The sequence below is a fragment of the Allobosea sp. FW305-C-101 genome (assembly GCF_058783685.1).
Window position 1 is genome coordinate 16,203 of record NZ_JBYSYT010000008.1, and the last position, 23,844, is coordinate 40,046.

Below are 23,844 nucleotides of genomic sequence, written 5' to 3' on the forward strand. Positions count from 1 at the left end.
GGCTCGGGAAAACTGGACAGGTCGGATAAGTGGAGTTTCTGCCTGAAGGCGGCATGATGGCCGCGACAGGAGAGACCATGGCGAAACGACCGCGGCGGAACCACACGCCGGCCTTCAAGGCGAAGGTGGCCCTTGCAGCCGTGCGGGGCGAGAAGACGATCGTCGAGCTGGCGCAGCAGTTCGACATGCATCCGAACCAGATCACGCAATGGCGCAATCAGCTTCTCGACGGGGCTGCGGGCGTGTTCGACGGCGAGGCGAAGGCCGCGGCACCGGCTCCGGTGATCGACGTGAAGACGCTGCACGCGAAGATCGGGGAACTGACGCTGGAGAATGATTTTTTGTCCGGCGCGCTCGGGAAGGCCGGCCTTCTGAGCGCAAAGCGATGATCGACCGTCATCACGACCTGCCGCTCAGCCGGCAGGCGAAAGTTCTGGGGATCAGCCGGGGCAGCGTCTACTATCTACCCCGCGCGGTTCCGGCTGCCGATCTGGCTCTGATGCGCCAGATCGATGCGCTGCATCTGGAATATCCCTTCGCCGGCAGCCGGATGTTGCAGGGGCTTCTCAATGCCGAGGGTCATGTCGCCGGGCGCCTGCACGTCGCCACGCTGATGAAGCGCATGGGGATCGAGGCGCTCTATCGCAGACCGAGGACCTCGAAGCGGGTGCCGGGGCACGCGATCTTCCCCTACCTGCTGCGCAAGCTGCCGGTGACGCGTCCCAATCAGGTCTGGGCGATGGACATCACCTACATCCCGATGGCGCGGGGCTTCGTCTATCTCGCCGCGGTCGTCGACTGGTTCAGCCGCAAGGTCCTGGCCTGGCGGCTCTCGATCACGATGGACACCGCCTTCTGCATCGAGGCGGTCGAGGACGCCATGGCCCGCTTCGGCAAGCCGGAGATCTTCAATACGGACAGTAAATAGATCGAGGCCAGTTCCTGGGCGGCCTGTCTCAAACACAGATCGACCGTTTGGTAGGCTGGCGCCGCAAGGTGTCAAACGGCGCGCAAAGTTGCCCCCCGATCGGCGTCCAATGTTGGGTCTGACGCAATCCCGCTGACATTTGAGATCATTGCGCGCCGATCAGACGCGCCTGGAGAAGATCGATCTTTCCGCGGCCGTACATCTGGCGTTTGACGAGCTTGAGGCGGGTGATCTGGCCTTCTGTCTGACCGTTCGACCAAGTCGAGAGGATTGCTGCTCGCACAGCGGCCTCGTCTCGTCGGACGCCATTGGCCAAGGAGGCGACCAGGCTTTGGGAGGCTCGATCGATCCAAGATGACAAGGGCTCGGCCCGCTTCATCCTAATCATGGCATGGAAGTCGGCGATGATCTCGCGAGCCTCGACCAATGCCGGCACGCCGTCCTCGATCGCCGCGATCGTGACGGTTTCAGCCTTTGTGAGATTGTCGCGACCGGTGGTCATCAACCGCGCGATGGTCCGGGCCGACGGGACACGCGCGAGGCTGCTTGCGTCCGCTTTCTCCGCGCGGCGGCGGCGTGTCGCCCATTCCGAGATCACCCTGAGGCTTCCCCGGAAGCCTTTCGTCCTCATCGAGCGCCAGAGAGCAGCTGCGTTCCGAGTTCCCGCGTCCCATTGCGCATCGAGCCAGGGCAGATGCGCATCCAACGAACTCTGGCGAGGTCGGAAGACGTCGCTGCGCTCGCCGCGGACGATCCGCCTGACAGTCTGGCGGTGATGGCCGGTGCGCTTGACGATCTGCTTGATCGGCACACCCTCCCGCCAGAGGGCGAGGACCGCCGCGTTGATCTCTTCCCGCCGCAGATATCCATCGTATTGCAGCTTCTCCGCCGCCGTCAGGAGCGCAGGATTGACGACGGTGGCACCAATGGCGCTACGGATCTGGCGCATCGACTTGCGCACGGCATCGAGGAAAGCGCGGCTGGCATTCTCCATCAGGTGCCAGCGGTCGGCAACCTGGACGGCCTGCGGCAGGGCCCGTGCCACCGCCTCTCCATAGCCACCGCCACGGTCACGAGCGACTGTATGGACCAGCCGCTGATGGCGGAGCCAAGCTTCCGATGTTGCTGGCTCCCGGTCGGAAAGAAGCGCGACCGGCCGACGCCTCTCCAAGTCGCAGACGATCGTGCCGTAGCGGTGATTGCGCCGCCAGGCGAAGTCATCGATGCCGATCACGCGCAGCGGCTCGCTCGGCACCCTGGCACGCTGCCGGACCACGCGCAGCAACGTGTCGTTGCTGACCGGTAGCATCATCCTCGCGGCAAAACTTGCTCCGGGCCTGCCACCCAAGGCGAGGCCGAGATGCTGGACGATATGATCGAGACGATCGGTCCGACGCGCTCGCGGCGCGAGGACGCGGTCACCAAAGCGCTCCGCGAAGATCTGGCGGCCGCACAGGACGGCATCGCAGCGAAAGCGCCGAACGAGGACCTGGAGCTCGACGCGTCGGCCGCTGAGCGGCAGGTCCTTTGCACGCCGGAAATACCGGCTTTGGATCCGTTGCGAGAACGCCCCGCAGTCAGGACATGGACAGGCGCTGACGGCGGACCGGGTTCGGACAACAACGCGATCGCCTTCGATCGTGATACCGTCGACAATCAAACCTGCGGGAACCAAGCTGGCTGGTCGAAATCGCTGCTTCATCGCGCTGATTCCTTCTGGAAACCAGCATCAAAACAGCCCCGACCTGCAGCAGATTTGAGTCAGACCCAAACTTGCACGCCGAAACACACCATGGCGGACCTCAACCCACCCGCGATCGAGGACGATAAGCCCCTTCAGATTACACCAAAGGCCGCCTGATCATGACGGCCCGGTCCCACACCCGAAATTACACCACGTTGACGGACGCTATCGGAGGAGGCGGCGCAGCAGGCAGGAATTCACCTGCTGAACAGGCGGGCCGCCGTCATCGATGGGGTGCGCTTCGTGGGTGCCGTCCTCTGGACGAACTACCGGCTCCTTGGCACGCCTAAACCATCTATGGTCCACGCGGGGCACGAGTTAAATGATCACAGAGTGATCGAGTACCGAGAACGCCCTGACCATGTCTCACGGTTTATGCCTTGGCATGCCGCGGCCGAGCACAGGCTCGATCGCGACTTTATTCGCGACACGCTCGCGATTCAGCATGACGGGCCGACAGTGGTGGTCACCCATCACGCGCCTCACCCAGATTCAGTGCAGCCGCGACACCAGGGGAGCTCGCTCTCGCCAGCCTTCGCCTCTGATCTTAGCGAACTGATCAACCAGCATCAGCCTGCCCCGTGGATCCACGGGCACGATCATGGGGCACACGATTATCTCGTCGGGCGAACGCGCGTCTTTGCTAATCAGGGGGGGTACCCAGGCGCGGACGGAAGTCGCGAAAACGCCGACTTCAATCCTCGCTGCGTTATCGAGGTGGGCTCCGGTTCGAGCGCGCCATGGTGAAGAAGGGGAAGGAGGATTCGAGATCCCAGGCCAAGGCGGCGGAGACGAGGCTCCGGCAGGAGGCGGCGGCGAGAAAGCGCGTCTTGAGGGCTCTCGACCAAATTTATGAGAGGCAGAAAGGCAAGCCTTCCCTTCAACCATTCCCGACAGCACTTGCGGATTCGGTCCCGGGGAGGGCCGTGCTGCAGCGGAAGGAGAGGGTCCTCCGCTTTCGATACGGCAGGACGTTACCGTCTACGACGCTCATCTTAGGGTCGGAGAGTCGATCAAGATCCCGCACGTCGACGGACTGTCCGCAATGGCTCTATGTTATGGATGGAGAGATCTCGATCGGGGGTGACTCGCTTCAAAAGGGCGATGCGGTGACCGATTTCGATGATGCTCTGCCTCCGGTCGAAGCAAAATGCCAACCGGACTGGTCCTTTTTCTGGTCAACCGCAATGCCACCGCGTCTCTCTTGGGCACAATCAGCGGACGCTAGGCCACCTGAACCGCCCCGGGCTCACCGGAGCCCGCTCGATTTGAAGGCTGCGATCGCTGCCTCGTCCAGCATCGCACAATAGCGTGCGGCAACGCGCCGGCAATGCCTGCGCGTCGCTCTGTTCCGGCGGGGGCGGTCAGCGGCCGAGACATCTGTTGAGCGCCGCGACCAGCGCCTGGGGACGCTGACGGCCGGATTGCGCCGGATCCATCGCGTTCATGGTGTAGCCGAAGCCGAGATTGAGATCGGGGTCGGCGAAGGCGGTTGCTCCGCCGGCGCCCATCATGCCGATCGTCCTCGGTCCAGTGCTTGGAAAGCTCTCGGTCGGCATGAGGAAGCCGAGTGAAAGCGACAGCAGCCGGTCCTGAACCTCCTTCCCCGTCCACTGCACCTCCGCCGCCCGCTCGACGGCGGCCGCACTTATGAGCCGCACGCCGTCAACGGCGCCGCCACACGCCATGACGCCGCAGAGGCGAGCGAGCGCCCGCGCATTCGTATGCGCGTTGACGGAGGGAATCTCGGCACGCCGCCACTGGCGGCTGTTGAAATCCTCATCGTCCCAGAAGATCTTCCAGCTCTTGGCGAAGATGTTCGTGCCTTCGTCGATCCAGCCCTGCGACGCATGGTCTTCCTTGTCCAGGAAGGTCGCGACGCGAGCATTCTCCTCGTCGCTGAGCCCGATTACGCAATCGATTCCAAGAGGCTCGGCGATCTCCTTGCGCAGGAACTCCCCGACCGAACGGTTCGTCACTCGCCGAAGAACCTCCCCGATGATGAAGCCGTAGTTCGCGGAATGATAACAGGGTGTCGTGCCCGGCTCCCACAGCGGCGCTGTTGCTGCCAGGCCTTCCGTCATGCGCGTCCAGTCATAGGCCATTCCAGGCGTAGCGCCGGCGACGATCGGGATACCGCAGCGGTGGTCCAGCAACCAGCGAACCTTTGTCTTCTCCTTTCCCGCCTGTCCGAACTCCGGCCAGTACGTCGTCACGAGTTCATCGACGTCGATCAGCCCGCGGTCGACGGCCATGTGGAAGGCGAGGGCGGTAATTTCCTTGGAGACCGACTGGACACAGCAGATGGTGTCCTTCTGCCAGGGCTCCTTTTGCGCGGCATCTGTGTTTCCGCCCCAGAGATCGACGACGGTCTCTCCGCGGATGGTCACGGATACCGACGCACCGACTTCATCGCGCGCGGTGAAGTTCTTGTAGAAGGCATCCTTCACCGCCGCGAAGGCGGGACTGCAGAAGCCGCTTATTTCGATCGAGCGGTCAGGATTGTTGATGCTGCGCACCATCACGTCGTCTCCAGGAAAGGCGTGGGCAAGCGGCGACTGGCGGCGGGAGCCGCCGATGCCGACTATTTGAGGCGAAGGTCGAGGGCCTTGTACAAGGTGACGGCCTGGTTGCCGTGCGCCTTCATGGGGGCAAGGCGAGGGCCCATGATCATGTAGGCCTGGTCGTGGACGAGCGGCATCCACACATCGTCCTTGTGCACGATCAGCTGGGCCTGCTTGTAGGCCGACTCGCGTTTCGCGGGGTCGGTGGCGGACCGTGCCTCCCGGACGAGCTTGTCGAACTCCGCGTTGCGCCAGTTCATGCGGTTCGGGACGGGGATTGCGGTCGATGCAAAGTTCTCCGACATCATCATGCCCGAGGTCAGGTATGGCTGCTGCAGCCCATACATCTCGAAGTCCTGCTGGGCGGCTCGCTGGAAGAACACGGCTCCGTCGAGCAGCTCGAGCTTGGCGTCGACGCCGATCTGGCGCAGAGAGCCCTGAATGGCCTGGGCGACGTCAGCCATGATCGGCGCGGGGATCACCACCACCGGAGCCAGGCGGACGCCATCCTTGGCACGGAACCCGCCCGCTCCGCGGGACCATCCGGCCTGATCCAGCAACGCATTGGCCTCAGCCAGGTTGAAGCGGGACAGGACCGGCCCGAGCTCGGGATTGTAGTCGGTCGACTGGGGGTGCGTGTAGCTGTAGGCGGGGTCGGATCGGCCAAAGAACACGGTGCGGGCCAGTTCATCCCGGTTGATGGCCATGTTCATCGCCTTGCGGACGCGGGCGTCCGACACCATCGGGCGATCGGTCTTGAAACCGAGATACAGCAGCGAGAAGAAGGTCGCTGGCCGGACCACGGAGAATTGCCGGGCCGACTCGAAGCGCGCGATCGACCAGCGCGGCACGTACTGCGTGAGATCCGCTTGCCCGGCCGTCATCGCGGCCATGCGGGTGCCTTCGTCTGGCACCTGCTTCAGGACGATCTGGTCGACATGAGCCGGGCCGCGGTTCTGATAGAAGTCGGGTCCCCATTTATAGTGGGGATTGCGCTTCAGGACGAGTTCGTTGCGGGGCAGCCAGCGCACCCAGCAGTACGGACCTGTGCCGTTGAAGTGCTTGACGCCGAAATCGGTCCCCAGCTTCTCGACCTCGTTGCGATCGATGATGGATGACGACACCTGCGTCAGGTTGATCAGCAGCTCCGAGTGCGGCTCGTTGAGTTCGTAGACGACCGTCGTTTCGCCTTCGGCTCTGATGTCCTTCACGCTTCCGGCCTGGTTTGCGAGCGGAGCCCGCGTCTCCGGCGCGATCCACCGCTTCAGCGAGAAAACGACGTCCTCGGCCTTCATCGGGCGACCATCGCAGTAGCGGACGTCGTCTCGCAGCGTGAACCTGTAGGTCAGGCCGTCCGGCGAGGTGTTCCATGACGTCGCCAGCAGCGGCTTCACCGTCTTCTGATCATAGTCCAGCGCCAGCAGCGTATCGGCGAGCAGGAACGCGATCTCGGTCATCGGCCGGCTGACGACCTTGTGGGGATCGTAGCGCTCGGCTTCCGCCGCGCGCAGGATCGTGACCTGGCTCGTGCCCTGCGCCGAAGCGCTTGAGCCGGCGAGGGCGAACGCCAGCAAGAGGGTGGCCTTGAGCGATTTCGACATTCCTCTTTCCCTTTCGATCCGGTTCGCGATCAGGAGGCTTCGGCGGCAACCTGGGGGGCGTAGGCTCTTGCCAACGCCGTCAGCCGTGGCGAGACGAGTGCGGCCGGCGGCGGGGCGAATGGCGCAATCGTCGCGACGTGATGGCAGGCGACGACGTGATCGTCGGGTAGACGCACTGCCGGCGGTGGCGTCGTGCAGATTTCGGTGGCGTGCGGGCATCGTCCGCGGAATGCGCAGCCATCGGGTCTGTGGAACGGAGATGGAGGTTCGCCCTTCAGCCGCGCCCTGGCGTCCGGAACCGCACCGGCTCGCGGGATCGATGCCAGCAATGCCTGCGTGTAGGGATGCCGGGCCCCCGAGAACAGAACGTCCGAGGGAGCGCTTTCCACGATTTGTCCGAGATAGAGGACGGCGACGCGGTGGCTGATATGGCGAACCACCGCAAGATCATGCGCGATGAAGAGGTACGAGAGCCCGCGCTGTTCCTGCAGATCCTTCAGCAGGTTGATGATTTGGGCCTGGACGGAGACGTCGAGCGCGGAGACCGGTTCGTCGCAGACGATCAGCTGCGGATCGCAGGCAAGGGCCCGGGCGATGCCGATGCGCTGACGCTGCCCGCCGCTGAACTGGTGCGGATAGCGTGAGGCGAGCTCCGGTGCGAGGCCGACATCCTCGAGAAGCCTGTCCACGGCTGCGTTCAGCGGAGCGCCCGAGAGGCCGTGGTGAAGGCGCACGGGCTCGGCGATCAGTTGCCGGACGGTGAGGCGCGGATGCAGCGAGGCGTGCGGGTCCTGAAAGATGATCTGGATCTTGCGGCGGATCTCGCCCGAGGTCGCCAGCGCCTGCAGATCCTGGCCTCCGAACGTGATCGATCCGCCGCTCGTAGGCATCAGGCCCAGCAGCATTCGCCCGACCGTCGATTTCCCGCTGCCGCTTTCGCCGACGAGCCCCAGGGTCTCACCACGGTCGATCTCGAAGGATACGCCGTTCACCGCGTGGACTCCCCGGCCGGCGTGGCGGAAGAACGACTGGGAGCCGAAGACTTTCTCTAGGTTGCGGACCGATAGAAGCTGTTCCCCGTCCGTCATGCGCGGCCTCCGAGTCCGTCGGCGGTCGGTAGCGGCACGCGGAAGCATGCCGCACGGTGATCGGCCGCAGCCTCCAGGAGTGGCGGCGCCTCTCGCCGGCAGGTTTCCAGCACCCAGGGACATCTGTCCGCGAAGCGGCAGCCCGACTTGACGGTCCTGGGCAGCGGCACCCTGCCGCCGATGGTGGTCAGGCGTCGCTCGCGCACGCCGAGCTTGGGAAGCGAGCCCAGCAGGCCGATCGTGTAGGGGTGCTGGGGCTCGCGGAACAGGCTGGCGGCCGGTGCATGTTCGACCACCTGGCCGGCGTACATCACCATGACATGCGTGGCGATCTCGGCGACGGCGCCTAGATCATGCGAAATCAGAATCGTTCCCATCCCGCGCTGATCGCGTAGCGAGCGCAGGAGCTCCAGAATCTGGGCCTGTACCGTGACGTCCAGCGCCGTCGTCGGCTCGTCGGCGATGAGGATCGAAGGGTCCCCCGCCAGCGCGATGGCAATGACCACGCGTTGCCGCATGCCGCCCGACAGCTGATGGGGGTAGGCATCGACGCGCTGGGCCGGATCCGGGATGCCGACCTGGCGCAGCAGATCGATCGCCCGCGCCCGCGCTTGACCACGCGAGACCAGGCGGTGGGTTAGCAGCACCTCCGCGATCTGGTCGCCTATGTTGTAGACCGGATTCAGCGCCGTCATCGGGTCCTGGAAGACCATCGCGAGTTCGGTACCGCATAGCCGCCGCCGCTGCCGGCTCGAAAGACCGCCGAGCTCTCGCCCGTCGAGCGTGATCGTGCCTCCTGCGGCCAGGTTGGGACCGAGCAGGTCCATCATCGCAAGAGCGGTGAGGCTCTTTCCGCTACCGCTTTCGCCGACGAGGCCAAGTGTCTCGCCGGCGCGGAGGACGAAGGAGACGCCTGCGACCAGGTCCACCCGGGAGCCATCGTCGCCATCGTAGACGACGGTCAGATCTTCGACGTCGAGCAGCGCCGGCTTCATAGGAGCCTTTTGTCCAGTTTGTCGCGCAGGGCATCGCCGAGCACGTTGAGCGAAAGCACCAGCAGAAAGATCGCCAGGCTGGGATAGGTCGCCACATGCGGGGCAAAGGCCAGCACGTTGCGTCCTTCTGCGGCGAGAACGCCGAGTTCGGCCGTTGGTGGCGCGGCGCCGAGGCCGAGGAAGTTGAGCCCGGCTCCGAGAAGGACGATGAATCCGAACCTCAGGGTCAGGAACACGAACACGGTCGGCACGCAGTTCCATGCCAGATACTTGAAGAAGAGCGTCGCGCGGCTGAGGCCGATGGCCTTGCCGCTTTGCATGTATTCCTGACGCGCCACGACCAGGGCGGCGGCCCGGGTGATGCGCCCCACCTCTGGGATCGTCGCGATCGCGAGCGCGATCGTCACGGGCAGGAGGCCGGGGCCGAGGCTCGCGCCAAGTGCCAGGCCGAACAGCACGGCGGGAAACGACAGCAGGATGTCGAGCAGGCGGCCGATCGGACCATCGGACGCTGGGAAGAAGACAGCCACCAGGCCGAGCAGCGCGCCGAAGACACTGCCGATCAGTAATGCGGTCAGGCTGGTGAGCAATGTCAGGCGTGTGCCGTACATGATCCGGCTGAGCAGGTCGCGCCCCTGCATGTCCGTGCCGAGCCAATGCTCCCAACTCGGTTCCTGGAGCGCGGACGGCAGGTCGACTTGATACGGATCGTAAGGCGCGAGCTGCGGGGCGAAGATTGCAGCGAAGGTGATGACGCCGATCACTGTCGCTGCAGCGATCGTGGCGATCTGTCCCCGCGCCCGGCGGCGCTTCGATTTGGGGCCGGTCGTTACCTGCTTGGCTGCCACGGCCATCTCAGGACAACCTCGGATCGAGCGCAGAATAGAGGAGATCGACCATCAGGTTCACCATCACGAAAACACAGGCCATCAGCAGCAGCCCGCCCTGCGCGGTCGCATAGTCGCTGTTCATGATCGCGCCCACGATCAACCGCCCGACGCCCGGCCAAGCGAAGATCGTCTCGATGATCACGGTGCCGCCGAGCAGATGGCCGATCTGCATTCCAATCAGCGTGACGATGGGCAGGAGCGCGTTGCGCAGGCCGTGCTTGATCACCACCCGGTATTCGGGAACCCCTTTCGCCCTGGCGAGCTTGATGTGCTCGGCATGCAGCGTCTCCAGAAGGGCAGTCCGCGAGATGCGGGCGATAGGCCCGATCAGCGTGAAGGCAGCCGTCAGGGCCGGCAGAGCAAGTCCCTGCAGGCCCTCCAGCGTCCACATGGGGCCGAGCCGCCCCGTGAAGGGCAGCAGCCCCCATTGCACACCGAAGGTGAGGATCAGCATGTAGCCGACCCAGAAGACGGGAAGGGATATGCCTGCGACCGCCAGGGCCATAATGCTTCGGTCGATGATCGTGCCGCGCTGAACGGCCGCGACGACGCCCAGTCCGATGCCGACCGGCACTGCGACGAGCAAAGCGGTCAGCACCAGCTCGGCGGTGGGGCCGAAAGCCTCGATCAGTTCTTCGAGCACCAAGCGGTTCGAGATGATCGACCGGCCCAGGTCTCCGACGATGACATCGCCGAAATAGTGGATCAGCTGGACTATCCAGGGCTTGTCGAGCCCCATCTCGATCCGCAGCTGCGACACCACCTGAGCCGATGCCGACTGCCCGGCAAGCAGCGCGGCCGGATCGCCCGGCACGACCCGCAGCAGCACGAATCCGAAGAGGATCGCTCCCGCCAAAACGGGCACCGACAGCGCTAGGCGGGCGGATACGGCCTTCAGCAAGGCTCGACCCGGACAAGCCGGCCCTTTCTGGCGTTAGCGCGCGATCTGCGGAATTTCAGCACGTCCCTCTCCGCGGGGTGATCCCCTACTCGCGTCAGGAAGTTAGTTATGCTAACTAAGTTATCGGCGAAGCCGGGCTTGTCAATCCGGATTGTTGGTCTAAATCGCCGGGCGAGTTTCCAGTGTAAGTTGCGCCGCGTCCTTTTCGCCTCGGCATCTGCGGGGGCTCGGCGTTGTCGCCCTGCCAATCAGCGCGACGACGCATGGAATGGACGATTTGCACGAGGGCTCGCGGCGGCCGGTGCAGGAAGAACGAGTGGAGCGTCTTCCGGCAGTCGCGCCGGGTCCGCGCTCGAAACGGAACGTCGGGGAGGGCCCGGATGGGTGACAGATCGGACACGGCCACGGCCCTGCTGGCTCCCGGCGGGTGCCGTCGACAGAGGCTGTCGGAGGAGGAGCGTCGGGCGCTGTATTCCGGCCCGTGGAATGTCGGATACCTGATCCGGACGGTCAGCCGCCGGGCGCGGGATCAGATCAAGGTTCTGCTCGGCGAGCAGGGTATCAACATCGGGATGTGGCCCTATCTCTGGGCCCTCTACAAGAAAGACGGCGTGCCGCAGGTGGTCCTCGGGCGTTCAGTCAAGGCCGTAGGCCCCTCGGTCGTCAGCGCGGTCAACCAACTCGAGCGCGCCGGGCTTGCGCGGCGCGTCCGGGATGAGCGGGACATGCGGGTCGCCAACATCCATCTGACCGACAAGGCGCGTACGCTAAGGCCGCGTATCGAACAATGCGTCAGCGACGTGAACGAGCGCGCGCTGCAGTTCCTGTCCGATGAGGAGGTCGCCCTCCTCATTACCATCGTCGAGAAAATCAATGCCGGGCTCGATCAGGATGTTCGCCAGCCTTAGTATTGAAGTTACATAGTCACTGGCGGAACAGAGCCCGCATGCCTGCTGATCTGGTATCGAGTCGCTGCGCGTTGCTAGATCGCCTCGAGCGCGATAGCGATGCCCTGACCGACGCCGATGCACATGGTGGCGAGCGCGCGCTTCTTGCCCGTGAGCGAGAGTTCCAGCGCCGCTGTGCCCGCGATGCGGGCGCCCGACATGCCGAGCGGATGGCCGAGCGCGATAGCGCCGCCGTTCGGGTTCACATGGGCGCCGTCTTCCGGAATCCCGAGTTCGCGCAGGACCGCGATGCCCTGGCTGGCGAAGGCCTCGTTCAGCTCGATGATATCGAAATCGGAAGGCTGCACGCCGATCAGCTTGCAGAGCCTCTGGGTTGCGGGCGCGGGCCCGATGCCCATCACGCGGGGCGCGACGCCAGCGGTTGCACCGGCCACGATACGCGCCAGCGGCGTCAGGCCGAAGCGCTTCATCGCCGCTTCGGAGGCGACAATAAGCGCGGCCGCGCCGTCGTTGACGCCGGATGCGTTGCCGGCGGTTACGGTGCCACCGTCCTTCCTGAAGGGCGTCGGCAGCTTGGCGAGCTTTTCGATCGTGGTGTCGCCACGCGGATGCTCGTCAGTGTCGACGATTGTCGCATCGCCCTTGCGGCTCGGGATCGTCACCTGGACGATCTCCCTTGCGAGCCGACCGCTCGCTTGCGCTGCAACCGCCTTCTGCTGCGACCGGACAGCGAAAGCGTCCTGATCTTCGCGTGAGACCTTGTAATCGGCCGCGACGTTCTCGCCGGTCTCCGGCATCGAAACAACGCCGTACTGCTTCTTCATCAGCGGGTTGACGAAGCGCCAGCCGATCGTGGTGTCGTGAATTTCGGCGTTGCGCGAGAAGGCGCTCTCGGCCTTAGGCATGACGAAGGGCGCGCGGCTCATGCTCTCGACGCCGCCTGCGATGACGAGTTCGGCTTCGCCCGCCTTGATGGCGCGCGCGGCCGTGATTACGGCATCCATGCCAGAGCCGCAAAGCCGGTTCATCGTGGTGCCGGGCACAGTCTCGGGGAGGCCGGACAGCAGCAGCGACATGCGCGCGACGTTGCGGTTGTCCTCGCCCGCCTGATTGGCGCAGCCGTAGATCACCTCGTCGATCGCGGCGGGATCGAGGCCGCCATTGCGCTCAAGCAGCGCCCTTAGCGGCACCGCGCCAAGATCATCCGCTCGCACAGCGGACAACGACCCACCAAACCGCCCGATCGGCGTGCGGATGTAATCGCAGATATAGGCCTCGGGCATGATCTTCCCTGTCACTCGTTAGGATGTTGGTTGTTCGCCGTCGATCTCGGCGATGAGTTCTGCCGCCTCTGCGAAGGCGGTGTTGCCGGCGGGCACGCCGGCATAGATCGCCGTCTGCATCAGCACCTCCTTGAGATCGTCCTGCGTGAAGCCGCCGCGGCTCAGGCCCGCGCGGACATGCAGGCGGAACTCCTCCCAGCGGCCGAGGCTCGCGGTGATGGCGAGCACCAGCAGGCGGCGCGTGCGGTCGTCCAGCCCGGGCCGGCTCCAGATCTCCTGCCAGGCGATTCGCGTAATCATCGCCTGGAACTCGGCGTTGAACGGTGTCCGGTTGGCGAGCGAGCGGTCGACCCAGGCGTCGCCCAGAACGCGGCGACGGTTCGTCAACCCGGCCTCGAAGAGGGCTTCGGAAGCATCCTCGGTGTCCGGTCCGGGTGACAGGAAGCCGCGCAGCGCGCCGACGACCGCCGCCGGGGCTTCGACGGCGCGAGGTGCGAGCAATCCAGATGCGCATGGCTTGCGCCGGGGATTGCGGCGAGCAGCTTCTCGCCATGGCCGACAAAGGGCGTCGAGACGTCGCGTTGCCCGGTGACGACCAACACCGGGCAGGTGATGCCGGGAAGCCGGCCGATCAGGTCCATGTCGCGGATGGCGGCGCCGGCCGCGGCATAGCCGTGGCCGGATTGGGCGATCAGGTTGCGCTTGAGGCTCGCCGCGACGGCGGGCTGTCCGGCGGCGAAGGCCGGGGACAGGAAACGCTGCAGGGCGGCATCGGCGATGGAAGCGGTGCCGCCGGCACGCACCTGCGCGATGCGATCCCGCCAGACGGTGCCGTCCATGGTGGCCGAGGTGCAGATCAGGGCTATCGCCGAGACGCGCTTAGGGTGGCCGAGCGCCAGTTCCATCGCGATCATGCCGCCAAGCGAGACGCCGGCGATCGCGGCGCGCTCGATCCCGGCCGCGTCCATGACAGCGGTGACGTCACCGGCCAGCATCGACAAGCTGTACTCGCCATCGGGTGCATCGGAGGCGCCATGGCCACGAGTGTCGATCCGCAGCGTGCGAAACGAGGCTAGGAGGCCGGGCATCGCCGCGTCCCAGAGCGACATGTCGGTGCCGATCGAGTTCAGCAGGACGAGAACCGGCCTGTCCTCGGCGCCTTCCAGCTTCCAATAGATGCGGGCGCCGCTGCTTGCTGCGAAAGGCATGGCCTGTCCTCAATCGTTGATGGCGAGAAGATCGGCGACCAGCGCCGCGCTCTCGCCGATATCCGTTCCGATGCCGGCTGCCGCCAGGTTGCGGGCGATGGCGGTCTCGTCTACCTCCAGCCCTTCCACGACCGTCGCCATCGCCTCCGTGGCTCCAGCGGCGAGCAGGAAGAGATCGGCGAGCGCCGGGCCTTCCGCCTGCCAGCCGCCCAGCCCGCGCTCCTGCTCGGCCGGCAGCCCGGCGAGGATGCCGGCGACGAGGCCGGGGGCGCGCAAAGCGGCCGAAAGGGTGATCTGGCATCCGGTGGGGTTGCGCTTGTGGGCCATGGCGGAGGAGCCGCCACGGCCAGGAATGGCGGGTTCGCGGGCCTCGCCTATGCCGTTCTGGGCGAGAAGCGAAACGTCCCGCGCCATCTTGCCGAGCGAGCCGATCAGGATGGCGAGCGCCGTCGCGATGCCGGCGATGCCGCCGCGGCGGCTCTGCCAGGGCGCGGCATCGGGGAGGCCCAGCATGGCCGCGAGGCGTGAGGCGATGGGGGCAGCCTTGCCGTCCAGTCCGCTGCGGGTTCCGGCCGCACCGCCGAATTGCAGTGTCGCGCTGGTTTCGACTTCGCGGCCGAGCCGTGCCGCAGCCTCGGCGATGCCGGCCTGCCATTGCGCGATGCGCAGGCCGAAGCCGATCGGCAGGGCATCCTGCAGCAAGGTGCGGCCGATGGCGGGGGTCGTAGCGTAGCGCCCGGCAAGCGTGGCAAGCGCCGTTGCGAGGCGCGCGAGATCAGCGTCGAGCAGGCGGAAGGCGGCGCGGATCTGGCAGGCGAGAACTGTGTCGGCTACGTCCTGGCTGGTCGCGCCCTTATGCAGCACTTTCGCGGGCACGTCCGGCAAGGCGGCGCGCAGCCGCGCCACCAGTGGGATCGCCAGCGTGCCGGCGAGCGCCGCTTCATCGGCGAGTTCGGCCGGATCGATGACGATCGCGGCGCAGACCTTCGCGATCGCCTCGGCTTCCGCCGCGCCAATCAGCCCTTCGGCCGCTTCCGCGCGGGCGAGACCCGCCTCGAAGGCGAGCGCATGCCGCAGCGTGGCCTCGTCCGCGAAGACGGCCAGCATGGTATCGGTGGTTGCAGGGCGCTGCCTGAGCATAGCGCTCATGGTATCAGGACGCTCACAGATCGAAAAACACCGTCTCGTTCTCGCCGGCGAGATTGATGTCGAGCCACCACGTTCCGTCCGGCTTGCGCTGGGCGATCAGGGTGTGGCGGCGGGCCTCCGGCACGAGGTTCAGGATCGGGTCGGCCTCGTTGCCCTCGCCATCGGCGAAATAGAGCCGGGTCGGCAGGCGCTTCAGAAGCCCGCGGCCGAACACCGAGACGGCGACATGCGGCGCCTGCAGCGTATTGCCGGGGCCGGGCACGCGGCCGGGGCGGATCGTGCGAAAGCGGAACACGCCGTCCTTGTCGGTCGAGCCGCGGCCGAAACCGACGAAATGCTGGTCGAGCGGCACATCCTCGCGGGTATCGTCCGCGCTGGCATAGCGGCCGGCGGCATTGGCCTGCCAGATCTCGATCATGGCGTCGGGGATCGGCTGGCCTTCGGCATCGAGCACCGAGCCGGCGATCTCGATGACCTCGCCCTGCGGCGTGCCCGAGAGGTTGGACCCCGAGAGCAGGAAATGCTCCGGCGGCATCAGGTCGGGCCGGGCGCCCATCTCGGACACGGCCACCAGATCGGCGCCGCCCTTCCAGGGCAGCCCGTAATGGAAGTAGGGGCCGACGGTCTGCCAGGGCGTCTGGCCGAAGATCGACGGATCCTGGCTGTCCTGTCGCGGGGCGGCGTTGCGGCTCTCCAGATCAGTGGTCGTCGTCATGGTCGTCCTCGAACGGCGTCTGGTCGCGGCCCTTGAGCACGATGTCGAAGACATAGCCCAGCGCCCAGTTCGGCACGGTAGCGTCGATGTCGAAGCGCGAGACCATGCGCTGGCGATAGGGCATCGGCACGGCATTCGCGATCGGGTCGATCTCGATCAGCGGATCGTCCGGGAAATACATCTGCGTCACCAGCCGGGTCGCGAAGGCGGGCCCCAGCAGCGAGAGATGGATATGGGCCGGTCGCCAAGCGTTCTTGTGATTGCCCCAGGGATAGGCGCCGGGGCGGATCGTGACATAGCGATAGCGGCCCTCGGCATCGGTAATGACGCGGCCGACGCCGGTGAAGTTGGGGTCGAGCGGCGCGGGCCAGTCGTCCTTGGCGTGGATGTAGCGGCCGGCGGCATTGGCCTGCCAGATTTCGACGACGGTTTTCGGCACGGGCCTGCCGTCCTCATCGAGCACGCGGCCGGTGACGACGATGCGCTGGCCCTGCGGTGCAGCCTTGTGCTGCGTCGTCAGGTCCAGCATCGCAGGACCCATCAGCCGGCCCCAGTCGCCAGGCCCGGTCACTTCCGTCAGCGTCTGCGGGATCGCGAGCGGCGCCTGCCGCGGGCTTCTCGCTACCGTGGAGCGGTAATCCGGCCAGTGAGAGGGGGGAGAGCCCTCATCGTTGGGTGAATAGGGAAAGATGAGCCTGCTCACGCCGCCTTGTCCTGCTTTTCGGTGGCAACCGCGAAGGAGGCGGCTGTCTTTGCCTTGACCTCGTCGAGGCTGACGCCCGGCGCGAGCTCGATCAGGGTGAGCCCGCCGCCATTCGCCTTGTCGCAGGTCATGACGCAAAGGTCGGTGATGATCATGTCGACCACGCCCGCGCCGGTGAGCGGCAGGGCGCAGCGCTCCAGCACCTTGGATTCGCCCGCCTTGTTGGCGTGATCCATCACGACGATGACCTTCTTGACGCCGGCGACGAGGTCCATGGCGCCGCCCATGCCCTTCACCATCTTGCCGGGGATGGTCCAGTTGGCGATGTCGCCATTGGCCGCGACTTCCATCGCGCCGAGGATGGTCAGGTCGATATGGCCGCCGCGGATCATCGCGAATGAGTCGGCCGAGGAGAAGATGCTCGAGCTCGGCAGGATCGTGATCGTCTGCTTGCCGGCGTTGATCAGGTCCGGGTCGGCCTCGCCCTCATAGGGGAAGGGGCCGATGCCGAGCAGGCCGTTCTCGGACTGCAGAGTCACGTCCACGCCGTCGGGGATGTAGTTCGCCACCAGCGTCGGGATGCCGATGCCGAGATTGACGTAGAAGCCGTCCTGCAGCTCCTTGGCCGCACGCGCGGCGACCTCCTCGCGAGTCCAGGCCATCAGGCTGCCTCCCTCTTGCGCTCGGTCAGCTTCTCGATGCGCTTCTCGTTGATGGTGCTTTTGATGACGCGGTCGACATAGATGCCGGGCGTCTGGATCGTGTCCGGATCGAAGGACCCGACCGGCACGATCTCCTCGACCTCGGCCACGGTCACCTTGCCGGCGGTCGCCATGTTCGGGTTGAAGTTCCGCGCCGTGCGCCGATAGATCAGGTTGCCGGCGGTGTCGGCCTTCCAGGCCTTGACGATGGCGAGGTCGGCCCGGAGCCAGGTCTCGCGGACATAGAGCTGCCCTTCGAATTCCTCGACCGGCTTGCCCTCGGCGATGACGGTGCCGACGCCGGTCTTGGTGTAGAAGGCCGGGATGCCGGCGCCGCCGGCGCGGATGCGCTCGGCCAGCGTGCCCTGCGGGTTGAGCTCCAGCTCCAGCTCGCCGGCAAGATATTGCTGCTCGAAAAGCTTGTTCTCGCCGACATAGGACGCGATCATCTTCCTGATCTGCCGCGTCTGCAGCAGCATCCAGAGGCCGAAGCCATCGGCGCCGGCATTGTTCGAGATGACCGTCAGGTCCTTCACGCCGGAATCGCGAATCTCGGGGATCAGGCTTTCGGGATTGCCCGAGAGGCCGAAGCCGCCGGACATGATCGTCATGCCGTCGAAAAGCAGGCCCTCCAGCACCGCTGCCGGGCCGTCATAGATCTTGCGCATCTTTTATCGCTTCTGGTGATTTGGCTGAGGTGTTGCGGAGGGGCGCCTCGTTGCGAGCAATATGCCCCCCACGATCACGATGAAGGCGACCGGATGGTACCAGGCGAGACGCTCTCCGAGCAGCGCAGCTGCAAGAATGGCGCTGAAGATCGGCATGAGGTGCATGAACATGCCGGTCGTTGCCGGGCCGAGCGTCGCGATCGAGCGGTTCCAGAAGACATAGGCCAGTATCGACGGGAAAATCGCAAAATAGATCAGAGCCGGCAGGCTGTGCAGCGTCGGCACAAAGATACCGCTCGCGGTTGTCTCGACCAGGACGAAGGGCAAGTGGAAGACAATACCGAAGACGGTCGTCGCTCCCAGCAGTGAGAGCGGTTTCAGGCCGAGCGGCCGGCGTCGGACGAGAACCATGTAGAGCGCCCAGAAGCTCATGCCGAGGACGACCAGGATATCGCCCCGACCCACTTCGAGATCGCCCAGAGCGAGAAGGTCACCGCGCGCGATCACGAGCACCGCACCAACAAGCGAGACGGTGATGCCGAGCGCCCGCAGCGGAAAGATCCGCTCGCCCAGAAGAACCCAGGCCAGAATGATCGTCACGACAGGCAGGAGCGAATTCACAAGGGCAGCATTGATCACCGTCGTGTGATGCAGCGCCGTGTAGATGAAGCAGTTGAACGCTGTCACACCGATTGCGCCGAGCAGGGCCAGGAACGGCCATTCCTCCCGCAGCCGCGAACGATCGAGCCGCAGCGAGGACCATGCGAAAGGCAGCATGATCGCCAACGCGAGCACCCAGCGCCAGAACGACATCTGGATCGGTGGAATGTCGTCGCGCATCATCCGCGCAATCAGGAAATTACCCGCCCAGAAGAGCGGAGGCAGCGCGGCGATGACGTAGGCCAGCGGGATGGGACTTGCCGCGGATGCGGCCGGCTTGCCCCTGTCGAGTTCAGCCATCGCTGCGCTTCTTCGCCATACGCACTTCGGTGTAGCGGCCGAGCACGGAGTTGACACCGACTGCCAACAGAAAAACGATCAGCAGCAATGCGTACATGCGGGGCATGTTGAAGGTCGTGTAAGTCTGGATGACGGCGTAGCCAAGCCCCTGGTTTGCGAGCTTGGTCTCTGCCAGCAACGTGCCCACGATGGCGACGCCGAGGCCAATGCGGATGCCGTTGATCACCGGCAGTCGCATCGCCGGAATATAGATCTTGGTCAGCATCTGGGCCGAGGTGAGTCTGAAGGTCATCCCCACACGTATCAGGACCCGATCGATCTCGCGCATGGACGCGGCGACGCTGACGGCCACCGGGAAGAAGCAAGACAGGGCACCCATCGCGACCTTGGAACCGGGGCCGACGCCGAACCACATGATCATGATCGGGAAGAAGATGATCTTCGGCGTCGGACCCAGATAATGCAGGAGCGGCTCGTATGCTGAACTGAGGAAGCGGTCGCGTCCCAGCACAATGCCTACAAGAACTCCCGCGCCGCCGCCGATGGCGACGGCCAGTACAACCTCGCCGAAGGTCACCGCGAGGTTGTGGTAAAAGCCGCGATCGATCAGCAGCATCGCCAACTCTCGGCCGATAAGCGGCAGCGGCGGCACCACGTCGCGATACAGCAGGCCCGAGCGGGCCAGGCTCTCCCATCCGATCACGATCGCCAGCACAATGGCGATGCGTGTCAGCATGACTGCTTGCCCTTCCGAAGGGCGTTTCCACGGCGTCGTACGAGACGGCATGGATCCGGCGGCCTGGTTCATGGCTCGGACTCTCGTCACTTGGGGTCTTAGCGGCGCGGCGGAATCTGGATCAGTTCGCCGAGCTGTTCCTTGGTGAGCGGCTGCGCGGTGTACTTCAGCGTCACGGCGTCCGGCACGATGGTGTCCAGCCCGACAATGCGATCGGGATCGAGCGCCTTCTTCGGAAAGAATTCATCGCGGGTACGCTTGGCGATCTCGAGAGGCACGCCGACGAAATCAGCATAGACCTTGAGGGCCTCGTCGCTCGCATACATTGCGTCCACGGTTTCCCGGTAGGCGAGCATGAAGCGATCGAGCTGCTCCTTCTTGGACTGAAGCACCGACGTGTTCGTGATCAGCAGACGGACGGTCTGGTCCCGGAATGCCTGGGTGTTGTTTCCGGTCGCGATGACGCGGATTTCGCCCTTGCTGAGCTGTTCGAGGCCGAAGGGCGGCGCCGCCCAGCCGACGTCGATCTGGCCCGACATGACCTGCGTGAGCGTCGGAGCCGGCCCCCCGGTGGCGGTCAATTTCGCCTTCAGTCCGTTTTCCTTGACGAAGGCGTTGACGACGCCATGCGTCGATGACCCGTTTGTCGAATAGGCGACCGTGCGCCCGTCGAAATCCTTCAGGGTTTTAACCGGTGAATCGGACTTCACGTACCAGTACAGATCTTGTCCGCCAGTCGTCTCGGCCCCGATGATACGGATCGGCGCGCCCTTGGAGAACGCCGAGAGAGCGCCCATGATGCCGCCGGCCACGCCGATGTCGACGCTGTTCGACAGCACGGCCTGCTGCGTCTCGCCGCCGCCTTGCGTGTACAGCATCTGAAGGTCGAGCTTGTGCTTCTTGAAGATGCCAAGGCGTGTGCCGATTTCGGCGACCGAGGTATCCCAGTTGCCGCGCTGGCCGACCGCAAGCTTAAGCTGATCCTGTGCGCTTGCCGGACCTGCCGCGAGTGACAGAAGACCGGCAAATGCGCCCGCCAGAACCGTTCGCTTCGTCAAGGTCATATCTTTCCTCCCTCATTTTTTGATGGTCGTCGCAGATTTCTTGGATGCTGCGTTTGCCGTGCACGTTAGATCTTGAAGGCCTCCAACGTGGGAGCGGGAAACAGATCCTCGACGCCAAGGCGCCGCGACGACAAGCCCTGCGTGTGATGCGCCTGAAGGAACGCGTCCAGCACGTGCCGGTTCGCCTCGACACCATAGGACCAGAAATCGTTGCCCATCAGCTTCTTCGCCGATTGCAACTGCTCCTCGACGAATGGCAGCGTGACCTTTGTGGCCGATGTATCGGTGAGCCGCGAGAGAGCGATCCGCTTCGACTGCTCGAACGCCTTCAGGAGAGCGGCCGGCAGCCATGGCTGGTCTTCGACGATCGTGCGTCGCGCACCGATCACATGCATGATCGGGAAGATGTTCGTGCGGCGGTAGTAGTCGGAGGCCGCCGCCGTAGGCGTGGCAAAGAGTCGTGCGATCTTCGGGTGGCCCGCCTCGAAGGCGGAGGGCGCCCTCGGGCCGATAAAGCCGTCAATCTCACCGTCGGCCAGCATTTGGTTTAGGGATCGGTCCGCGGGAGCCTGCTCGACCCGGATGTCAGAGGGGAGTGAAACCGCGATCTTCTCCGCGCGCCCGGGCTGTTCGATACCGCCGCGGACCCATGTCACGTCGGTGGGCCGCACGCCATAATCGTCCTCGAGCATGGAGCGGATCCAGACGCATGCCGTGAGCTGGTACTCGGGACACCCGATGCGCTTCCCCTTCAGGTCCTCCGGCTTCTCGATCCCGCGGTCGGTCCGGATGAAGATCTCGGAATGCCGGAACGCGCGCGACACGAACGCGGGCACGCCCACATACGGGTTGGTCCTGTGATCGACCTTCACCGCGAAACTCGACAAGGATGCCTCGCAGACGTCGAATTCGGCATGCCGGAATGCGCGGAAGAAGATCTCCTCCGGGAAAAGCTTCATGAACACGGGGTCGACACCGTCGATCTGAACTTCGCCGTCAAGCAATGGTCTATTGCGGTCGTAATCTCCGATCGCGATGGAAAGTCGCAGCTTCGACAATTCTTCCTCCCGAGGCGGGCATCATCGGCCCAGCTTTCAGGCAGGATGCGCCCGGGGCGCGGCTCGGACAAAGACTTCTGCGAGATGCCAGTGAGACCTCGACGGTTTGGCGCCCGTCCTCGTCGCGCCAGCGTCACGCGCACTGTGCAGGCGATCAGCCTCTCCGTAAGGTTTTGTTCGCCGCAGCGGCCCGTCGAAGAATCCGGATGGCGCGATGACCTTCAAGACGATTTTCTTATACGAGAAGGAACCAAAATATACTTGATGTCGCTCCTGAAAGGCGCGGACATCGTGCCCGGCCCAACGCTGGGATGCGATCGATGATGCCGTGATCTCGGCTGGGCGACTCTCGACGTTTTTGCATCACATAACAATGTATGTCCGCGCGGCGCGGATCCTTTTGCAACGGCACCGCGTCTCTCTGCCGCTGCGTGCGTGAGGGGGCGGCACCGTCCACCAGGGGAAGGCGCCGCAGCGGAGATCAGGGAGGAATATCAATGACCAGATCATTTCGGGCCATCACCCTCGCGCTGCTCGCAGGCGCGGTTCTCGCCGCGCCCTCGGCGGCGAGAGGCCAGGAGGCAGGCCAGGGGAAGCGCACCTACTTCGCCCTGGGTCCAGCGACCGCCGTCTATGCCGAACCGGCTGCGCGCGCCAGGGTCGCAGCCCTCGTCATCCATCGGACCGCCAACTACACCACGCATATCGCCTGCAACGAACTGCCGAAGCGTGGTATTGCGGCCCTGTGCATGAGCACGCGCTTCACAAACAACGAGTTCGCGGTCGACTGGGACCGGATCGCGCTGGACGTGAAGGCCGGCGTCGAATTCCTGCGCAAGCAGCAGGGTATCGAGAAAGTCGTGCTGTTCGGCCATAGCGGCGGAGGCCCCACCACAAGCTTCTATCAGGCGGTGGCCGAGAACGGACTCGGCTTCTGCAAGGATCCGCAGAAGCTGGTGCCCTGCCGCGACGATCTCGCCGGAATGCCGAAAGCCGACGGCCTGATTCTCGCCGATGCTCATCCGGGCGTGCCGGTCATTCTGCTGCGCAGCCTGAACGGGTCGGTGCTCGACGAGACGGCCGGCAAATTCGATGCCGCGCTCGACCCGTATCTGACGAGTAACGGCTATAGCGCGACAGCGTCGTCAACCTATTCGCCGGAATTCCAGACCCGCTATTTTGCTGCGCAGTCGGCGCGCATGAACGCGCTGATCGCGACCGCGCAGGGGCGCGTGAAAGCCATCCGGGAGGGCAAGGGGACCTATCCGGACAATGACCTGTTCGCCATCCCGCATGGCGGTAATCCCGGCGCGGGTCCCGGCGGCGCATCGCAACTGCACAGCCTCGATACGGCGATCCCGCTTCGGCGCACGCGCGCGCCGCAGAAACTGGTGCGCAACGACGGCAGCATCGTCGAACAGATCGTTACCTCCGTCAGTCCGCCAGAACTCGACACGAAGGAGACGACCAACAGCTTCGATCGCGGCACAAAAATCCTGTCGCTTCGCTCGTTCCTGAGCACTCAGGCCGTGCGCTCTAGCAACTCTCTCGATGGTATCGACCATTGCTCCAGCAACAATTCCACCATCTGCGCCGTTCGCTCGATTGCCGCGCCGACGCTCGTGGTCGGCATGGGGGGCTATCTGTTCATTCGCGACTCCGAAGAGGAATACGAGAACAGCGTCGCCGCCAAAAAGGAACTCCTTTTCATCGAGGGCGCCAGCCACGGCTTCACCCCGTGCCGGAATTGCTCGGCCGACCCTGACGCCTATGCGAACAGCGTGCGCAACCTGTTCGACCAGGTGAAGAACTGGGTCGACGCGACGATGCGCTGAGGGGCTGGCACGGGCCGTTGCCAGACTATGCGCGGTTACGATGGGACCGCAGCGTCCTTCCTGTGCATGCCGGAATGGGCCCGGAATTCGGAACCAAGGCCGCCTGCGTCGACCAGCCGCGGCATTCGCGTGCCGTTCGGTGGCC

General features: G+C 64.9%; 21 protein-coding genes and 1 pseudogene. 3 read left to right on the forward strand and 19 right to left on the reverse strand.

Annotated features, from left to right (window positions below; all coding sequences use genetic code 11):
• Positions 1-77: 77 nt before the first annotated feature.
• Positions 78-919 (forward strand): annotated as a pseudogene (locus tag AC3WMA_RS23785) (IS3 family transposase); the annotation flags it as partial.
• Between the two features lie 154 nt (positions 920-1,073).
• On the opposite strand, the gene AC3WMA_RS23790 reads toward AC3WMA_RS23785, so the two are convergent.
• From AC3WMA_RS23790 to AC3WMA_RS23820, 7 genes are all read right to left on the reverse strand, one after another.
• The gene (locus tag AC3WMA_RS23790; protein ID WP_076437715.1) at positions 1,074-2,630 is read right to left on the reverse strand and encodes an ISL3 family transposase; all 1,557 of its coding nucleotides are present in this window, start codon (positions 2,628-2,630) and stop codon (positions 1,074-1,076) included.
• 1,406 nt (positions 2,631-4,036) lie between these two features.
• Positions 4,037-5,194 carry a serine hydrolase domain-containing protein gene (locus tag AC3WMA_RS23795; protein WP_492287749.1) on the reverse strand — a complete coding sequence of 386 codons (1,158 nt, stop codon included), beginning with the start codon at positions 5,192-5,194 and terminating at the stop codon, positions 4,037-4,039.
• Between the two features lie 62 nt (positions 5,195-5,256).
• Entirely contained in the window at positions 5,257-6,837 is a 1,581-nt protein-coding gene (locus tag AC3WMA_RS23800; protein ID WP_492287750.1) for an ABC transporter substrate-binding protein, read from the reverse strand.
• Positions 6,838-6,866: 29 nt separating this feature from the next.
• Positions 6,867-7,925, reverse strand: coding sequence for an ABC transporter ATP-binding protein (locus AC3WMA_RS23805; protein WP_492287751.1), 1,059 nt, complete (start codon positions 7,923-7,925; stop codon positions 6,867-6,869).
• Positions 7,922-8,920 carry an ABC transporter ATP-binding protein gene (locus AC3WMA_RS23810; RefSeq protein ID WP_492287752.1) on the reverse strand — a complete coding sequence of 333 codons (999 nt, stop codon included), beginning with the start codon at positions 8,918-8,920 and terminating at the stop codon, positions 7,922-7,924. Before AC3WMA_RS23810 ends, AC3WMA_RS23805 begins: the two co-directional genes overlap by 4 nt.
• Positions 8,917-9,774 carry an ABC transporter permease gene (locus AC3WMA_RS23815; protein WP_191124912.1) on the reverse strand — a complete coding sequence of 286 codons (858 nt, stop codon included), beginning with the start codon at positions 9,772-9,774 and terminating at the stop codon, positions 8,917-8,919. The genes AC3WMA_RS23810 and AC3WMA_RS23815 overlap by 4 nt, the downstream gene beginning before the upstream one ends.
• Before the next feature lies 1 nt (position 9,775).
• Positions 9,776-10,711, reverse strand: a complete 936-nt coding sequence (locus AC3WMA_RS23820) for an ABC transporter permease (protein ID WP_291552381.1) — start codon at positions 10,709-10,711, stop codon at positions 9,776-9,778.
• Between the two features lie 380 nt (positions 10,712-11,091).
• On the opposite strand from AC3WMA_RS23820, the gene AC3WMA_RS23825 reads away from it, so the two are divergent.
• Positions 11,092-11,619 carry a MarR family winged helix-turn-helix transcriptional regulator gene (locus tag AC3WMA_RS23825; RefSeq protein ID WP_492287753.1) on the forward strand — a complete coding sequence of 176 codons (528 nt, stop codon included), beginning with the start codon at positions 11,092-11,094 and terminating at the stop codon, positions 11,617-11,619.
• A 74-nt stretch (positions 11,620-11,693) separates the two neighbouring features.
• Here AC3WMA_RS23825 and pcaF read toward each other — a convergent pair whose 3' ends face one another.
• From pcaF to AC3WMA_RS23885, 12 genes are all read right to left on the reverse strand, one after another.
• Positions 11,694-12,902 (reverse strand): 3-oxoadipyl-CoA thiolase, encoded by a 1,209-nt coding sequence (gene pcaF, locus AC3WMA_RS23830; protein ID WP_492287754.1) that lies wholly within the window; start codon positions 12,900-12,902, stop codon positions 11,694-11,696.
• An 18-nt stretch (positions 12,903-12,920) separates the two neighbouring features.
• Entirely contained in the window at positions 12,921-13,289 is a 369-nt protein-coding gene (locus AC3WMA_RS23835; protein WP_492287755.1) for a carboxymuconolactone decarboxylase family protein, read from the reverse strand.
• Complete coding sequence (pcaD, locus tag AC3WMA_RS23840; protein ID WP_492287756.1) at positions 13,286-14,110, reverse strand: 3-oxoadipate enol-lactonase; 825 nt, start codon at positions 14,108-14,110, stop codon at positions 13,286-13,288. Before pcaD ends, AC3WMA_RS23835 begins: the two co-directional genes overlap by 4 nt.
• Positions 14,111-14,119: 9 nt before the next feature.
• On the reverse strand, positions 14,120-15,259 hold the full coding sequence (locus tag AC3WMA_RS23845) for a lyase family protein (RefSeq protein WP_492287757.1): 1,140 nt from the start codon (positions 15,257-15,259) through the stop codon (positions 14,120-14,122).
• 13 nt (positions 15,260-15,272) lie between these two features.
• Positions 15,273-15,974, reverse strand: a complete 702-nt coding sequence (pcaG, locus tag AC3WMA_RS23850) for a protocatechuate 3,4-dioxygenase subunit alpha (protein ID WP_492287758.1) — start codon at positions 15,972-15,974, stop codon at positions 15,273-15,275.
• Positions 15,958-16,677 (reverse strand): protocatechuate 3,4-dioxygenase subunit beta, encoded by a 720-nt coding sequence (gene pcaH, locus AC3WMA_RS23855; RefSeq protein ID WP_492287759.1) that lies wholly within the window; start codon positions 16,675-16,677, stop codon positions 15,958-15,960. Before pcaH ends, pcaG begins: the two co-directional genes overlap by 17 nt.
• Positions 16,674-17,339 carry a 3-oxoacid CoA-transferase subunit B gene (locus AC3WMA_RS23860; protein ID WP_492287760.1) on the reverse strand — a complete coding sequence of 222 codons (666 nt, stop codon included), beginning with the start codon at positions 17,337-17,339 and terminating at the stop codon, positions 16,674-16,676. The genes pcaH and AC3WMA_RS23860 overlap by 4 nt, the downstream gene beginning before the upstream one ends.
• Entirely contained in the window at positions 17,339-18,046 is a 708-nt protein-coding gene (locus tag AC3WMA_RS23865; RefSeq protein ID WP_492287761.1) for a CoA transferase subunit A, read from the reverse strand. Before AC3WMA_RS23865 ends, AC3WMA_RS23860 begins: the two co-directional genes overlap by 1 nt.
• A gap of 3 nt (positions 18,047-18,049) precedes the next feature.
• Positions 18,050-19,006, reverse strand: a complete 957-nt coding sequence (locus tag AC3WMA_RS23870) for a DMT family transporter (RefSeq protein WP_492287762.1) — start codon at positions 19,004-19,006, stop codon at positions 18,050-18,052.
• Positions 18,999-19,814, reverse strand: coding sequence for an ABC transporter permease (locus AC3WMA_RS23875; RefSeq protein WP_492287763.1), 816 nt, complete (start codon positions 19,812-19,814; stop codon positions 18,999-19,001). The genes AC3WMA_RS23870 and AC3WMA_RS23875 overlap by 8 nt, the downstream gene beginning before the upstream one ends.
• 26 nt (positions 19,815-19,840) lie before the next feature.
• Positions 19,841-20,806, reverse strand: a complete 966-nt coding sequence (locus AC3WMA_RS23880) for an ABC transporter substrate-binding protein (protein WP_492287764.1) — start codon at positions 20,804-20,806, stop codon at positions 19,841-19,843.
• Between the two features lie 65 nt (positions 20,807-20,871).
• The gene (locus AC3WMA_RS23885; RefSeq protein ID WP_492287765.1) at positions 20,872-21,864 is read right to left on the reverse strand and encodes an ABC transporter substrate-binding protein; all 993 of its coding nucleotides are present in this window, start codon (positions 21,862-21,864) and stop codon (positions 20,872-20,874) included.
• Positions 21,865-22,361: 497 nt separating this feature from the next.
• Here AC3WMA_RS23885 and AC3WMA_RS23890 point away from each other — a divergent pair, with 497 nt between their 5' ends.
• Positions 22,362-23,699: an alpha/beta hydrolase family protein gene (locus AC3WMA_RS23890; RefSeq protein WP_492287766.1), complete on the forward strand. Its 1,338-nt coding sequence runs from the start codon at positions 22,362-22,364 to the stop codon at positions 23,697-23,699.
• Positions 23,700-23,844: the final 145 nt, after the last annotated feature.

What these genes read in the sequence shown, in the direction of transcription:
- AC3WMA_RS23790 (WP_076437715.1), bottom strand. Translation starts at nt 2,630, where the DNA reads ATGAAGCAGCGATTTCGACCAGCCAGCTTGGTTCCCGCAGGTTTGATT.
- AC3WMA_RS23795 (WP_492287749.1), bottom strand. Translation starts at nt 5,194, where the DNA reads ATGGTGCGCAGCATCAACAATCCTGACCGCTCGATCGAAATAAGCGGC.
- AC3WMA_RS23800 (WP_492287750.1), bottom strand. Translation starts at nt 6,837, where the DNA reads ATGTCGAAATCGCTCAAGGCCACCCTCTTGCTGGCGTTCGCCCTCGCC.
- AC3WMA_RS23805 (WP_492287751.1), bottom strand. Translation starts at nt 7,925, where the DNA reads ATGACGGACGGGGAACAGCTTCTATCGGTCCGCAACCTAGAGAAAGTC.
- AC3WMA_RS23810 (WP_492287752.1), bottom strand. Translation starts at nt 8,920, where the DNA reads ATGAAGCCGGCGCTGCTCGACGTCGAAGATCTGACCGTCGTCTACGAT.
- AC3WMA_RS23815 (WP_191124912.1), bottom strand. Translation starts at nt 9,774, where the DNA reads ATGGCCGTGGCAGCCAAGCAGGTAACGACCGGCCCCAAATCGAAGCGC.
- AC3WMA_RS23825 (WP_492287753.1), top strand. Translation starts at nt 11,092, where the DNA reads ATGGGTGACAGATCGGACACGGCCACGGCCCTGCTGGCTCCCGGCGGG.
- pcaF (WP_492287754.1), bottom strand. Translation starts at nt 12,902, where the DNA reads ATGCCCGAGGCCTATATCTGCGATTACATCCGCACGCCGATCGGGCGG.
- pcaD (WP_492287756.1), bottom strand. Translation starts at nt 14,110, where the DNA reads ATGCCTTTCGCAGCAAGCAGCGGCGCCCGCATCTATTGGAAGCTGGAA.
- AC3WMA_RS23845 (WP_492287757.1), bottom strand. Translation starts at nt 15,259, where the DNA reads ATGAGCGCTATGCTCAGGCAGCGCCCTGCAACCACCGATACCATGCTG.
- pcaG (WP_492287758.1), bottom strand. Translation starts at nt 15,974, where the DNA reads ATGACGACGACCACTGATCTGGAGAGCCGCAACGCCGCCCCGCGACAG.
- AC3WMA_RS23860 (WP_492287760.1), bottom strand. Translation starts at nt 17,339, where the DNA reads ATGGCCTGGACTCGCGAGGAGGTCGCCGCGCGTGCGGCCAAGGAGCTG.
- AC3WMA_RS23865 (WP_492287761.1), bottom strand. Translation starts at nt 18,046, where the DNA reads ATGCGCAAGATCTATGACGGCCCGGCAGCGGTGCTGGAGGGCCTGCTT.
- AC3WMA_RS23870 (WP_492287762.1), bottom strand. Translation starts at nt 19,006, where the DNA reads ATGGCTGAACTCGACAGGGGCAAGCCGGCCGCATCCGCGGCAAGTCCC.
- AC3WMA_RS23875 (WP_492287763.1), bottom strand. Translation starts at nt 19,814, where the DNA reads ATGAACCAGGCCGCCGGATCCATGCCGTCTCGTACGACGCCGTGGAAA.
- AC3WMA_RS23880 (WP_492287764.1), bottom strand. Translation starts at nt 20,806, where the DNA reads ATGACCTTGACGAAGCGAACGGTTCTGGCGGGCGCATTTGCCGGTCTT.
- AC3WMA_RS23890 (WP_492287766.1), top strand. Translation starts at nt 22,362, where the DNA reads ATGACCAGATCATTTCGGGCCATCACCCTCGCGCTGCTCGCAGGCGCG.